This window comes from Sphingomonas oligophenolica, from assembly GCF_039522915.1.
Lineage (GTDB): Bacteria > Pseudomonadota > Alphaproteobacteria > Sphingomonadales > Sphingomonadaceae > Sphingomonas > Sphingomonas oligophenolica.
In genome coordinates, this window is sequence record NZ_BAAAEH010000035.1 from 130,366 (window position 1) to 144,769 (window position 14,404).

Consider the following 14,404-nt stretch of genomic DNA (forward strand, 5'->3'; position numbering starts at 1 on the left):
CGCGGCCGGGCCGGGGCGAGGATTTAGCATGAAGGTGAGTTCGGCGATCGTCGAGATTCTACGCCGGGAAGGCGTGGATGTGATCTTCGGCTACCCGCGCAACGCCGTGCTCGAAGCGGCAGCCGACGCGGGTATCCGCCCCGTCATCGTGCGCCAGGAGCGGACCGGCGTGCATATGGCGGACGCACTGTCGCGCCTGACGCGCGGCCGCCGGATGGGCGTGTTCGCCATGCAGCACGGGCCGGGTACCGAAAACGCCTATGGCGGCGTGGCTCAGGCCTATTCGGAATCGGTGCCGGTACTGGTCCTTCCACAGGGTTATGCGCGGCGGCTTGCGTTCGTGCCGGACAATTACAACGCGTGCGTCTCGATGCGCGGCATTACCAAGCACGCAGAGCCGATCACGGCGGCGGGCGAGATCGCCAACATCATGCGCCGCGCCTTCACGCATCTGCGCAACGGCCGCCTGCGCCCGGTGCTGGTCGAAATGCCGTGGGACGTGCTGGCCGACGAGCTGCCCGAGCCGCTGGTCTATGCGCCGGTGGTCCGCACGCGCAGCGCGCCGGACCGCGAAGCGGTGCGCGAGGCCGCCCGGGTGCTCGTGGCGGCGAAGCGGCCGGTGATCCATGCCGGGCAGGGCGTCCATTGGGCCGAAGCCTATGCCGGGCTTCGCGGTCTTGCCGAACTGCTCGCCGCGCCCGTATCGACCAGCCTCGAAGGCAAGAGCGCTTTCGACGAGACTCACCCGCTGGCGCTCGGCTCGGGTGGAGCGGCGATTCCGGGGCAGCTTCGCCATTTTCTCGACCGCTCGGACGTGATCCTGGGCATCGGCTGCAGCTTTTCGGAAACGGCGTTCGGCGTGCGGATGCCCGAGGACAAGCACGTGATCCACGCGACGCTCGATCCGGCCGATCTGAACAAGAGCGTGGTCTGCGCACAGGCGCTCATCGGCGATGCCGAACTCACGCTGGCGATGCTGATCGAGGAATGTTCGGCCTTGATCACCGAGCCACGCGATCCGGGGCCGGTGGCGGCGGAGATCGCGGCCGTCGAAGCCGCGTGGATGAAGACCTGGCTGCCGCTGCTCACCAGCGACGAGGCCCCGCTCAGCCCCTATCGCGTGCTCTGGGACCTGCAGAACACCGTTGATGTCGCCGAGACGATCATCACCCATGACGCCGGCTCGCCGCGCGACCAGCTCACCCCGTTCTGGAAGTGCACGGCGCCGCTCAGCTATCTGGGATGGGGAAAATCGACTCAGCTTGGCTATGGTCTCGGGCTGGCGATGGGGGCAAAGCTCGCCTGTCCGGATAAATTGTGCATCAATGTGTGGGGGGATGCCGCCATCGGCTTCACCGGCATGGATTTCGAAACGGCGGTGCGCGAGCGGCTGCCGATCCTGTCGATCCTGCTCAACAACAGCGCGATGGCGATCGAGCTGCCGGTGATGCCGATCGCGACGGAGCGCTATCGGTCGACCGACATATCGGGCGACTATGCCGCCTTCGCCCGCTCGATGGGTGGCTATGGCGAACGAGTCGAGGCACCTGCGGACATTGTGCCGGCGATCCGGCGCGGGATCGAGGCAACCCTGCGCGGACAGCCGGCGCTGATCGAATTCATCACCGCGCAGGAGACGCGGGCGTCACGTCTATAGACCGGTCTTGGAGGAGGATGGTGAGCGACGTGAGAAACGCGGAGGTGCAACGGGGCGACTGGAACTACTCGGCCACCATAGGGCTTGGCTTCCTGACGCTGATTTCATCGATCAACTATCTCGACCGCTCGCTGCTCGGGCTGGCGCTGCCCGCCATCAAGGCCGAGATGCATGTGTCGGATACAGCGCTCGGGCTGGTTTCGGGGATTGCGTTCCTGCTGTTCTATTCGCTGCTGGGCATTCCGCTCGCATGGGCGGCCGATCGCTGGAGCCGGCGCAACATCATCGCGATCGGCCTGGCCTTCTGGAGCCTGATGACGATGGCGACGGGCTGGGTCGCGAATGTCTGGCAGCTCGCGCTCACACGCTTCCTGATGGGCGCGGGAGAAGCGTGCGGGATCGCGCCGTCGAACTCGATGCTCGGTGACCTGTTCCGCGACAAGCGCCGCCCGCTGGCAATGTCGATCTTCGGCGCGGCGGTTTCGATCTCGTCGATCCTCTTCTTCCCGCTGATGGGGTGGATCGGCCAGCATTATGGCTGGCGCAGGATGTTCATGGCGGCCGGCCTGCCGGGCATCGTCCTTGCGCTTGCCTTCGTTCTCGTGGTCCGCGAGCCGGTCCGCGGCCAGAGCGAGCGGAGCACCATCAGCGCCGCGCGCGAGCCCGTGATCGCAACGATCCGGTTCCTGTTCGGATCGCGGACCTATCTCGCCCTGGTCGCGACCGCGACCTTCATGGGGTTGAATGTCTTTGCCGCCGGAATCTGGATCCCGACCTTCCTCCAGCGTGTCCATGGCATGACGATCGCCGAGACCGCTGCGCTGATCGGGCCCTTGCGTGGTGTGTTCGGCCTATCCGGCGTGCTGCTGGGCGGCTTTGCGATCGATCGGCTTATCCGCCGCCAATCGCATTGGCGGACGACGCTGCCCGCGATCGCCTGTTTCCTCGTCGTGCCGGTGGAACTTGCCTTCCTGCTTTCCAATTCGCGCTCGGTGTGGGTCGCGGCGTTCGCGAGTTCGTCGTTTCTGGTGCTCGTGCACCAGGGGCCGCTGTTCGCCATGGTGATGAGCGTTGTCCGCGTGCGGATGCGGGCGGTCGCGGTTTCGGTGCTGGTGCTGTTCTCCGCCTTGCTGGGGCAGGCGTCGGGTCCGGCCATTATCGGCGCGCTGAACGACGGGCTTGCCTCGAGCTTCGGCGATAATGCGATCCGCTTCTCGCTGCTGGTCATTGTCGCGAGCGCGTTCGCGGCGGGGGTTTGCCTCCTGATTGCCGGTCGCTATCTCGAGGCCGACATCGCCCGTGCCCAGGGTTCCGCGGGATAACATGATTGCCTTCGGGGCCGTTGCGCCCGTCCAGCCCGTCTTCACCTGGATTGACCATGGACGCATAAAAACGCTTGCCTAGCATACAATCTGGCCACACCTTTCGCGCGAAGAGAGGAGAATGAGGGTCATGAAGACATGGCGACTGACGGCGGGGGCGAGCTCGCTTGACGATCTTGGAATGGTCGAGACCGAAAAGCCTGCGCCGGGACCCGGCGAGATCCTGATCCGGGTCCATGCCTGCTCGCTCAACTATCGCGACCAGGCGATTGTGAAGGGCCAGTATTTCGGCGGGCCGATCTCCCGCGATCTCACGCCCTTGTCTGACGGCGCGGGCATCGTCGAGGCGGTGGGGGACGGCGTCACCGGATATAAGCCCGGCGACCGCGTCGCCGGAACCTTCTTCCAGAACTGGCGCGCCGGGCCGCCCAACCCGAACCCCGGCGTCGCGCTCGGCGCGGTGCCCGCGGACGGCATGCTCAGCGAATATGTCGTCCTGCCCGAACAGGGAATCGTCCCCCTCGCCGAGACCCTGTCGTTCGAGGAAGCGGCGACACTGCCCTGCGCGGGCGTCACCGCCTGGAATGCGCTGATGGAGGGGCCGCGCGCGGTCGGGCCCGGGAGCAGCGTCTTGATCCTCGGCACGGGCGGGGTGTCCCTGCTCGCGCTGGCAATCGCCAAAGCCGCGGGCGCGCGCGTCATCGCGACCTCCTCATCGGACGAGAAGCTGGCTCGCGTCCGCGCGCTCTGTGCTGACGAAGTGATCAACTATCGCACGACGCCGGACTGGGGCGTAGCCGCGGCTAGGCTTGCCGGTGGGGGGGTCGACCATGTCGTCGAGGTCGGCGGCGCGGGCACGCTGCAGCAATCCATGGCAGCGGTCGGCTATAATGGCGAGGTAGCGCTGATCGGCGTGCTGACCCGCGAGGGAGAGACCGGCCCCCACGCGCTGATGTTGAAGGGCGCAAGCCTGCGCGGCATCTTCGTCGGATCGGCCTCGATGGCGATCGCGCTCAACCGGGCGATCGACGCGACCGGGATCAAGCCACAGATCGACCGAGTCTTCGCCTTCGATCAGGCGCGGCAGGCCTATGAATATCAGGCATCGCCCGATTTGTTCGGAAAGGTGGTGATCCGTGTCGACTGATTCGCAGGCCACCGGAAGGCTGCTCGGCTTTGGTCAGCGCGTCGGCGGCATCGCGCAAATGGCCTATGTCGTCGAGGATATGGAGGCGGCAATCGACTGGTGGGTGCGCGACATGCGGACCGGGCCGTGGTTCCTGCTCGAGTCGTTCCTCGCCCCCGATCATGTCTATCGCGGTGCCCCGTCGCGCGCCGATGTGCGAATCGCGATGGCATTCGCCGGGCACATGCAGATCGAGCTCATCCAGCCGAAGGACGAGAATCCTTCAGTCTATCGCGAGATGATCGAACGGCGCGGCCATGGTTTCCACCATGTCGGCATCGCCTGCGACGATGTCGATGCCGAAACGACGGCCTATCTGGCACGCGGCTACACGCTTGCCTTCACCGCCAACGTCCCGACTGGCGGCCATGTCGCCTATCTGGACGGCGGGGCCGCGCAGCCCCATTTCATCGAGCTGATCCCGGCCACATCGGGGATGGATGCAACATTCACCGCTTTTTGGCGTGCATCGGTCAACTGGAACGGCAACGATCCGATCCGGCCCTTTGTCTGATTCGACGGGCTTGCCGGACTGGTTCCGGCATTGTATCCCACGCGTACAAAAGTAAGGTGATCGCCGGGCGCCTGCCCGGAAGAAACAACCGGACAGGGGAATGGGCAGGATGGCGACCAAAGCCAGCGATCGGTCCGCATCGTACCAGATTCTTCTGGTTCTGCTGCTCAGCCTCAATTTCGGCATTGTCTTCTTCGACCGGAACTCGCTCAACTTCCTGATGCCGTTCGTGAAGCCCGAGCTTGGGCTGACCAACGAACAGGTCGGGATATTCCAGAGTGCCTTGTCGCTCACCTGGGCGCTGGCGGCCTTCGGTATCGGGCGACTGTCCGACCGGACCGGCAATCGCAAGCTGCTGCTCGTCCTTGCGACGCTGATCTTTTCGGTCTGCTCCTTCCTGACCGGCATTGCCCAGGGTTTCGCGCTCCTGCTGGGCGCGCGATTGCTGATGGGCGCGGCCGAGGGTGGTGTGATGCCAATCAGCCACGCCATGGTCGCGAGCGAAGTCTCCCCCGAACGGCGCGGGCTGGCGCAGGGCATCGCCCAGAATTTCGGCTCGAACCTGCTCGGCTCGTTCGTCGCGCCGGTGCTGCTGGTGTCGTTCGCCGCTGCTTATGGCTGGCGCAATGCCTTTTACCTGGCGGGCATCCCGGGCCTGATCAGCGCCGGACTGATCTGGTTCCTGATCCGCGAGCCTGCCGCGCCGCCGCCTGTCGCCGATCCTGCCGCCGCGAAGGAATCGCCCTGGTCCGTGCTGCGCGAACGCAACGTCCTGCTGTGCTGCGCGATGTCAGTCATCATGGTGTCGTACCTCGTCACCTGCTGGGTGTTCATGCCGCTTTATCTGACTGAGGTGCGCGGTTATTCGCCGAGCACGATGCAGTGGCTGATGGGCACGCTCGGCATATCGGCGACGATCGGCAGTTTTGCGATCTCGGGCCTCTCCGACCGGATCGGCCGCCGCCCGGTGATGATCGCAATGCCCTTCATCGGCGCGATCCTGCCGCTCGGCGCGATGTTCTTCACCGGCTCGCCCTGGCTGCTCGCCGGCATCTTCTTCATCGGCTGGGGGCTGAACGGCATCTTCCCGCTGTTCATGGCGACAGTACCGTCGGAAAGCGTCGATCTCCGGCGAACCGCGACGGCGCTTGGTTTCTGCATGGGCTCGGGCGAAGTGCTGGGAGGCGTGCTCGCGCCGTGGATTTCCGGCCGGATGGCCGATGCGACAAGCCTTGCCGCGCCGCTCTGGATCATGCTGGGGCTCACCCTGCTGGCCGGGTTCGTCGCGATGGGGTTGCGCGAGACTGCACCGCGCATCGTCGCACGGCGGAGTGCTGCCCTCAGGGAGGCTTTGGCATGAGCGTTGTCCAAAAATTCGACACATCGGGCCTGGCGCCCGCCGAGCGGATGCCGTTCTGGAACGATCTGGTCGACCGACTCTACACCGGAACCTGGGTCAACGCCGCAAAGCCCGATTTCATCGCCGAGATGTGGCAGTGGAAGGTCGGCGATCTCCATATGATCAGGCCGCGCTCGGACCCGTCGCAGGTCGGCCGCCGGGCTGCGCGCGAGACCGACGAGGAACAGGTCGTGCTGCACCTGCAGCGCCGGGGCAAGAGCTGCTATCGCCAGGACCGGCGCGAGGCCGCGCTCGCGCCCGGCGACTTCGTGATGCTCTCCACAGCGCGGCCCTATGCCATCGATCTTCCCACCGCGCATGAAATCCTGATCGTTCAGTTTCCGCGCCGGCTGATCGAGCGCAAGGTCCGCAACCTGGACGATCGGCTGGGCACGCTCATTTCCGGTGCCTGCCCCGGGGGACGGGTGTTTCACGACTTCCTGTTGTCGCTATGGCACCAGGGCGACCAGAGCCAGGCCGATCCCGATTGGCAGGCAGGCGTGGCAACGGTGTTTGCCGACCTCACCGCGCTCGCCATCAATGCAGCCCCCCGTGCGCCGCAGCGCTGGAGCAGCCACTCGCTGCGCGAACGCGTATTGACCCTGGTCGAGGCGCGGATCGGCGACCCCGACCTTCGCACCGCCACCATCGCCGGCGAACTGGGGATCACGTCACGCACGGTGCAGAATGTCTTCGCCGCAATGGGAACGACGCCGGTTGGATATGTCGCGGAGCGGCGGCTGGAACGCGCGGCCGAAATGCTGGTGACGGACCGGGTGATGAGCATCACCGATATCGCATTCGACCTTGGCTATAACGACAGCGCCTATTTCTCGCGTTGTTTTCGGCAGCGTTTCGGAACGACCGCGAGCGCCTATCGCGAACAATATTGATCGCTGACTCCCGGGATTCGCACTAGTCCGGTCCGCTTCGCACCAGTCCAAGACGAGCTTGCCGATCTGCTTTAGTCTCTTCTCAAATGCCGTCGCAACAAATGCGGGGCAAAGGGAGGAGAGGGGGCTGACATGATTGATCGGCATTATTCCATTTCGATGGCCGCGCTGGCGGCAGCATTGATCGCGCCTGCGACCGCTTCAGCGCAGCAGACCACGCAATCGCCCGCGGCCGACCAGGCGGGCGGCATCCCCGACGTCGTCGTCACGGCGCAGAAGCGCGCCGAGAATGTCCAGAACGTACCGATCGCGATCAGTGCCTTCACCAGCGAAGCGCTGAAAGAGCGCGCGGTGAGCGATGTGTCAGCACTGACCTCGATCTCGCCCAACGTCACGCTCGATTCCTCGACCCCGTTTTCGGGATCCACCGCGGTGCTGGGCGCGTCGATCCGCGGCATCGGGTCAGCGGATTTCGCCTTCAACATCGATCAGGCGGTGGGTGTCTATCTCGACGGCGTGTATCTTGGCCGCTCCGTCGGCGCCAATCAGGATCTGCTCGACGTCGAGCGGATCGAAGTCCTGAAAGGACCTCAAGGCACGCTGTTCGGACGCAACACGATCGGCGGCGCGGTCTCGATCGTGACGCATGACCCCGGCGATCAATTCAGGTTCGTCGGCGACCTGACGGGGGGCAGCTATAGCCGCTTCCAGGCGCGGGGGACGGTGGACATCCCGATCGCGACCGACCTCAGCTCGTCGGTCTCGTTCAACCTGATGCGGCGCGACGGCTACCAGTACCGCATTCCATACCCTTCCTCGTCGACCTATGTCACCGACGGATACCAGAACTTCGTCGCCGCGGGCTACAACAGCAACGGCAATCGTCAGGGTGGCGACAACAGCTGGAGCGTCAGGACCAAGCTCAAATATAACGGCCCGAGCTTCAAGGCGACGCTGTCGTTCGACTATACCAATGTCGATCAGGAATCGACGCCCAACACGCTGCTCGCCACGACCGAGCACACGCCCGGACCGTTCGGCGGCACCAATGCCAATGATCTCGGCCCGGCCATGGGGTACCCGAACCAGACGGCGCTTGACGTCGTCACCGGCTCGTCGGGTTTCCTGTTCGCGGGCCTTTATAATTTCTGCATCGGCTCGACCACGGCGCAGATCGCGGCGCGCAACGCCACCAACCTTTGCGGTCCGCGTACCAGCGTCCAGGGCTTCAACACGCTGCCGGCGCTCGCGGGCACCGGATTGCCGGGCAGCGCCACGCCGCGCCTGCCCTATGACAGCCGCTTCATCACCGGCAATATCGATACGACCTATGCCAACGGGAACAACTATTCGAAGGTCAAGCAATACGGAATTTCGTTGACGCTCGAAAAGGATTTCGGGCCGAATTTCCAGATCAAATCCATCTCAGCCTACCGGCAGGTGGATTTCGACGCGGGCGTCGATCTCGACGGCTCTCCGCTCGAATTTCTCCAGACCAGCTTCACGGTGAATCAGCACCAGTGGAGCCAGGAAGTGCAGTTCAACGGCTCGGCTCTGGACAACAAGCTGAAGTTCACCTTCGGCGGCTATGCCTTCAATGAAGCGGGCGGCCTGCACGATTATGTGACCTTCGCCGAGGGTCTGTTGCAGGTTGACGGCCCGGGCCGGATCAACACGGTGGCCCTGGCGGGCTATGGCCAGCTCGATTTCCGTCCCAGCGATTTCATCGGCTTCACGCTGGGCGGCCGCTTCACGCACGAGCACAAGAATTATTATGGCGGCCAGGCCGACGACAACGGCTTCAACTACAAGCTGTTCAATTGCCCGACCGCGGGCGGGCTGCCGACGGCAGCGTGCGGCGCGCTGATCGGTTTCCCGATCAGCAACAACAACAGCGGTGGCTTCAGCTACGGCTCGAATCTGGGATCGCTGGCCAATTTGCTCGATTATTATCCGGCGACGCCCAACAGCCAGAATTTCAACAATTTCTCGCCCAAGGCCGGGATCCAGATCCACCCCACGGACAGGATCATGATCTATGGCTCCTATTCGCGCGGCTATCGTTCGGGTGGCTGGACCACGCGCTTGTCGAACCCGCTGCTGGCGGCGCCCGAGTTCGGGCCGGAAAAGGCCGAATCGTTCGAAGCCGGCCTGAAGTCGCAATTCCTCGACCGCAGGCTCCAGCTCAATATCGCCGCTTTCCTGACCAACTATAAGGGCATCCAGCTCAACCAGCAGATCGGTGTCTCTCCGACAGTCGCCAATCTCGGCAATGCGCGGGTGAAGGGCTTCGAAGTCGAACTCGTCGCGGCGCCGACCTCGGGCTTCACGGTGACCGGTTCAGTTGGCTATCTCGACGCCCATTACACCTATATTTGCGGCGAGAACGGGAATCAGGCTGCGTTCTGCGGCGGCAATTCGGCCTATGTCGCACCCAACCCGTTCCAGGCGGGTGTGTTCGCCGGCGCACCGCTGCCCAAGGCGCCGAACTGGAAGATGAACATCTCGCCGCGCTTCGAAACCGATCTCGGCCGCGGCAAGCTGGTCTTCCTTGGGGATTACACCCACACCACGAGCATGCGGACCGACACCGAGGGCACCTTCCTCCTGCTCCGTCAGGCGACCGATATCCTCAACGGCAGCATTTCGTACAAGCCGGAGGGCGGGCATTGGGATCTCACCGTCGGTGGCACCAACCTGACCAACCAGCGCTACATCATCACGGGCCAGGCGCAGATTGCCGGTGGCGAAATCTACGCCACCTATAACCGCCCGGCCGAATGGTATGTGCGGCTCGGCCTCAAATTCTGATCAGGCATCTGGGGGCGCCGCGGCCGGCGCTCCCAGGCCATCATCCGCGGACTGGAACGGCGCCCCGATTGTAGCGCGGGGCGGACGCGTAACGATTGCAGTAGGAGCGTGAAGATGCCCGAACAGGCGCATGCCGAATTCTGGAAGGACATAAAACCTGTCGCCAAGGTGTTCCGCGAAGGCGGACTGCCCGAAATCTACGCGCCGAAGATTGCGGAGGGCGACGAACGCTACTGGGTGCCGATCAGCGACACGGTCTCCTCCAAGCCCGTCTGGATCAGCCCGGCGAAGAATATGTGGGCCGATGTGCTGATGTCGAAATCGGCTGGGCTGGTGAACCGGCATTATCATCCGCACCCGATCTGGGCCTACACGATCAGCGGCAAATGGGCCTATCTCGAGCATGACTGGACCGCGACCGCGGGGGACTTCGTCTATGAAACCCCCGGCGAGAGCCATACGTTGGTGTGTTACGAGCATGCCGATCCGATGAAGGTGTTCTTCGTGGTTTCCGGGCCGCTGATGTGGCTCGACGAGGATGGCAACACGACCGGCCATTACGACGTCTACGACTATATGGCCGCGGCCCGCGCCCATTACGACGCGGTCGGCATCGGCGCCGATTATGTCGACACTCTGATCCGTTGAGAGGAAATTCCCCATGGCGACTGTGATGAAAGCCCCACCATCGACCAAGGCCGAAATCGTCGATGTGCCGTTCGCCTATCGCGAGATCGTAGCCAGGCTCAGCCCCGGTGGACGCTATATCGATGCGCAAACCGACGTCGACAGCCCCTGGGTCCCGTTTGGCGACAAGGCGGCGATCAAGCATCTCGCCTTCGATGTGCGGCAGGGCATTTTCTCGAACATCCTGTGGATCAAGGAACCGGGCGTCATCGGGACGCATTTCCATCGCGGCACGATCATGATGGTCTGCCTCGAAGGCAGCGTGAAATATCTGGAATATGATTGGGTCGCGTCGCCCGGCGGGCTGATCCTCGAGGTGCCGGGGGAAAGCCACACTCTCGTCACTGACCATCCCAATGGAGTCAAACTGTTCGGCTGGATGCAGGGACCGATCGAATTCTATGACGAGAACGCGAATCTGGTCGAGACCGCCGACGTCTGGTGGTTCATCAACCATTATGAGAGCCATTGCCGGGAGAACGGCATTCCGTTCAATCCCAAGCTGTATATCTGAGGAGCGCATCATGGCCGTCATGACCGCGCCGCCCTCGAGCGCCTACAAGATCGTAGACATCGCCGAACCCTATCTCGACCTGATCCGCGCGCGCGGCGAGGAGGGAAGCTATGTGAGCGGGTCGGAAGAGGAAAGCCCCTGGGTGCCGTTCGGTGACAATGCAGCGATTCGGCATCTCGCCTTCGACGTGCGGCAGAACATCTATTGCAACATCCTGTGGATCAAGGCGCCAGGCGTGATCGGCACCCACAAGCATCGCGGGCCGGTCTGGGCGGTCGGGCTCGAAGGCTCGTTCCGCTATCTCGAATATGACTGGGTGTGCCGTCCCGGCGATTTCATCACTGAAACGCCCGGCACCGCGCACACCCTCGTCACTGACGATCCGGACGGCATGAAGGCGCTGTTCTGGATGCAAGGCGCGAACGAATTCTATGATGCGGACGGCAATTTCGTCGAAACCCTGGACGTCTGGTGGTTCATGAATCACTATGAGAGTCATTGCCGGGAGCACGGCCTCACCCCCAATCCGCAACTCTACCGGTGAACGCGGCGATGAAGACGCTCGACCAGTTCGATATCGCCGGGCGCTCGGCGCTCGTCACCGGCGGCGCTTCGGGGATCGGCCTCGCTTATGTCGAGACGATGGCCGAGGCGGGAGCCAGCGTCACCCTCGCCGACATCGACATCGAAGGGGCGGAACGCGAAGCCGATCGTCTGCGCAGCGAGGGATATGACGTGCGCACCGCGGCGTGCGACGTCGCTGATCTGGCCCAGGTCGCCGCTGCCTTTGACGGCCATGTCGATGCCTATGGCGGTTGCGACATCGCTTTCGCCAATGCCGGTTGGGACGCCGGCAACGGCTTCTGGACGCCCGATGGCAAGCGGAATCCGGAAGGGCAGATCGACGTCTACGATCCCCAGCGCTGGTATCGCTCGATCGCGGTCAATCTGACGGGCGTATTCCACACCGTGCGCGAAGCCGCCCGGGTGATGAAGCGCAACGAGGAGGCCATCGGCCGGCGCGGCGGATCGATCATCTGCACCTCGTCGAACGCGGCTGAAGTCAATGAGGCGATCGTCGGCGTGCCCTATATGCCCGCCAAGGCAGGCGTGAAGCATTTCATGCGGCACGCCGCTTACGAGCTCGCCGCCTATGGCATTCGAGTCAACGCGATCGCGCCGGGGCCGTTCGTCACCAATATCGGCGGGGGCTGGCTCAAGAAGAACCCCGCTGCCCGCCAGGCATGGGACGAACTGGTTCCGGTCGGCCGCGTCGCCGAGACCTATCAGATCAAGCCGCTCGCGCTGCTGCTCGCCTCCGACGCCTCGAGCTATATGACCGGCAGCCATGTGATGATCGACGGCGGCATGCAGCTCGGGCCCGTGAAGCCGCTGGGTTAGCCGATGCGCGCGGCGGTCATGCAGGGACTGGGCCGGCCGCTGAAGGTTGAGACCGTGCCCGATCCGACCCCAGGGGCCGGCGAGGTCGTCGTCCGCGTCGGCCGTTGCGGCATTTGCGGGTCTGACCTGCACATGACTGAGGACGCCGCTTACGGGAAGGGGGCGGGCGATATCCTCGGCCATGAATTCGCCGGCGAGGTGGTGGCGCTCGGGCGCGGTGCCGAGGGGGTGGCGCTGGGCGATCTCGTCTCGGTGATCCCGCTTGCCAGTTGCGGACAGTGCGCCAGCTGCCGTGCCGGCGAGCCTGCCTGGTGCGACGCTTTCGGCCTGCAGGGCGGCGGTTATGCCGATTATGCGGTGACCCGCCCCAACCAGTGCGTGATCCTGCCGAAATCGGCGAGCCTGGCTGACGGCGCGATCATCGAGCCGCTTGCCGTGGCGCTTCACGGCGTCAACATGAGCGGGCTCAAGACCGGCGACAGGATACTGATCCTCGGTGCGGGCCCGATCGGCCTCGCGGTCGCCTTCTGGGCACGGCGCGCGGGGGCGTCGCGGATCGTGCTGCAGGATCTCGCCGATCATCAACGCACGCGGGCGCTGGCGATGGGGGCGACGGGATTCGTGGTCGATCCCGCTGATCCGGTCGGCGCCGCCGAACGCGCGCTTGGCGGCAAGGCCGACATCGTCTTCGAATGCGTCGGCGTGCCGGGCCTTATCGCGCAGGCAGTGCAGCAGGTGCGCAATCGCGGCACCATCCTGTTGCTGGGCCTGTGCACGAGGCCGGACACGTTCAACAGCTTCGCGATGCTGTCGAAGGAAGTGCGGCTCGTCACCTCGGCCTTTTTCACGCGCCAGGAATATGAGGCAGCGCTCGACGCGCTCGACGCGGGCGCCGCCGAACCGCGCCATCTCGTCACTGATACGATCTCGCTGGCCGACACGCCCGACCGGTTCGAGGCGCTCCGCCAGCGGACGCATGACTGCAAGGTGCTGATCGCGCCGTAGCATTGGCCATCGCGTGCATTTTCCGCTACTCGGATCGGCTTGGAGCGACAATGCAGACCGTAACCGCCTCGCCTGCGCCATCGAACGACGCCCGCTGGTCCTCATCGGGCATGGGCCGCCGCGAGGCGATCGGCCAGTGGCAGGACTGGGCAGCGCGCACGATCGCGCCGATCGACGTCAGCGTCCGCGATATCGACCGCTTCGTTGCTGGCTGGCGCAGCTACGGGCTTGGCGATCTCCGCTTCCTGCACCTTCTCGCTCCCGCACAGCGCGTTATTCACCGCGGCACCGGCAGTTCGGGCCAGGCCGCGCCGTCGATCCAGCTCGTCTATGCGCGCCGCGGCGCCTTGCGCACCCAGATCGGCCGCAGGAATTTCACCATCGGCCCCGGCGAATTCGTGTTGCTCGACAACACCCGTTTCTACCAGATGGACATGGACAGCGCGCACGAGGCAATCGACCTGATGATGCCGCGCATCTGGGTCGAGCATTGGCTCCCCGACCCTGACCAGCTGCTCGGGCGCCCGCTCTCGACCCGGACGGGGTGGGGTGCGCCGCTCGGCAGCCTGCTTGAAGCGATGGCGCGCCATATCGACGACAGCCCACTGATGCGCCCGTTGCTCGCCGAACGCGTCGGCGCGTTGCTGACGCTTGCCGCCGAGACCGGCGACAGAGCGGCAAGCGGCCTTGGCGGCGGCCTCGCGGATCGCATCCTTCGCCGGATCGAACGCGATTTTGCCGATCCCGACCTCGCCCCCCAGCCGGTCGCCGACGCGCTCGGCATCTCGAAGCGCTACCTGCAGGCGCTGCTCGCAGCCCGCGGCACAAGCTTCGTCCAGGAGCTCGGTCGGGTGCGGCTCGAACGGGCCTGTGATCTCCTCGCGGAGTCAGGCCTGCCGGTTGCCGAGATCGCGTTTCGCTGCGGCTTCCTCGATCCCGGCTATTTCGCGCGGCAGTTCCGGCGGCGTTTCGGCGCTACCCCCCGCGACTGGCGCACGCAACGCTAGTGGCAGTG

The 14,404-nt window shown here is 64.7% G+C and carries 13 protein-coding genes; all 13 read left to right on the forward strand.

Going from position 1 to position 14,404, the window contains the following annotated elements; all coding sequences use genetic code 11:
• Positions 1–28 precede the first annotated feature (28 nt).
• The 13 genes from ABD050_RS16485 to ABD050_RS16545 all read left to right on the forward strand — a co-directional run bounded on the left by ABD050_RS16485 (position 29) and on the right by ABD050_RS16545 (position 14,396).
• Complete coding sequence (locus ABD050_RS16485; protein ID WP_343890580.1) at positions 29–1,657, forward strand: thiamine pyrophosphate-requiring protein; 1,629 nt, start codon at positions 29–31, stop codon at positions 1,655–1,657.
• A gap of 20 nt (positions 1,658–1,677) precedes the next feature.
• On the forward strand, positions 1,678–2,979 hold the full coding sequence (locus tag ABD050_RS16490) for a spinster family MFS transporter (RefSeq protein WP_343890581.1): 1,302 nt from the start codon (positions 1,678–1,680) through the stop codon (positions 2,977–2,979).
• 130 nt (positions 2,980–3,109) lie between these two features.
• Positions 3,110–4,126, forward strand: a complete 1,017-nt coding sequence (locus ABD050_RS16495) for a zinc-dependent alcohol dehydrogenase family protein (RefSeq protein WP_343890582.1) — start codon at positions 3,110–3,112, stop codon at positions 4,124–4,126.
• Complete coding sequence (locus ABD050_RS16500) at positions 4,116–4,679, forward strand: VOC family protein (RefSeq protein WP_343890583.1); 564 nt, start codon at positions 4,116–4,118, stop codon at positions 4,677–4,679. Before ABD050_RS16495 ends, ABD050_RS16500 begins: the two co-directional genes overlap by 11 nt.
• 109 nt (positions 4,680–4,788) lie before the next feature.
• Positions 4,789–6,039 carry an MFS transporter gene (locus tag ABD050_RS16505; protein ID WP_343890584.1) on the forward strand — a complete coding sequence of 417 codons (1,251 nt, stop codon included), beginning with the start codon at positions 4,789–4,791 and terminating at the stop codon, positions 6,037–6,039.
• On the forward strand, positions 6,036–6,971 hold the full coding sequence (locus ABD050_RS16510) for a helix-turn-helix domain-containing protein (protein ID WP_343890585.1): 936 nt from the start codon (positions 6,036–6,038) through the stop codon (positions 6,969–6,971). The genes ABD050_RS16505 and ABD050_RS16510 overlap by 4 nt, the downstream gene beginning before the upstream one ends.
• Positions 6,972–7,103: 132 nt before the next feature.
• The gene (locus ABD050_RS16515) at positions 7,104–9,782 is read left to right on the forward strand and encodes a TonB-dependent receptor (protein WP_343890586.1); all 2,679 of its coding nucleotides are present in this window, start codon (positions 7,104–7,106) and stop codon (positions 9,780–9,782) included.
• Between the two features lie 114 nt (positions 9,783–9,896).
• A complete protein-coding gene (locus tag ABD050_RS16520) occupies positions 9,897–10,430 on the forward strand; it encodes a 2,4'-dihydroxyacetophenone dioxygenase family protein (protein ID WP_343890587.1) in 534 nt (177 codons plus the stop codon).
• Positions 10,431–10,443: 13 nt separating this feature from the next.
• Positions 10,444–10,983 (forward strand): 2,4'-dihydroxyacetophenone dioxygenase family protein, encoded by a 540-nt coding sequence (locus ABD050_RS16525; protein ID WP_343890588.1) that lies wholly within the window; start codon positions 10,444–10,446, stop codon positions 10,981–10,983.
• Positions 10,984–10,993: 10 nt separating this feature from the next.
• Positions 10,994–11,527, forward strand: coding sequence for a 2,4'-dihydroxyacetophenone dioxygenase family protein (locus ABD050_RS16530; protein WP_343890589.1), 534 nt, complete (start codon positions 10,994–10,996; stop codon positions 11,525–11,527).
• Between the two features lie 8 nt (positions 11,528–11,535).
• A complete protein-coding gene (locus tag ABD050_RS16535; protein WP_343890590.1) occupies positions 11,536–12,384 on the forward strand; it encodes an SDR family NAD(P)-dependent oxidoreductase in 849 nt (282 codons plus the stop codon).
• A gap of 3 nt (positions 12,385–12,387) precedes the next feature.
• Positions 12,388–13,389 carry an alcohol dehydrogenase catalytic domain-containing protein gene (locus ABD050_RS16540; RefSeq protein WP_343890591.1) on the forward strand — a complete coding sequence of 334 codons (1,002 nt, stop codon included), beginning with the start codon at positions 12,388–12,390 and terminating at the stop codon, positions 13,387–13,389.
• Between the two features lie 50 nt (positions 13,390–13,439).
• Positions 13,440–14,396, forward strand: a complete 957-nt coding sequence (locus ABD050_RS16545; protein ID WP_343890592.1) for an AraC family transcriptional regulator — start codon at positions 13,440–13,442, stop codon at positions 14,394–14,396.
• Positions 14,397–14,404: the final 8 nt, after the last annotated feature.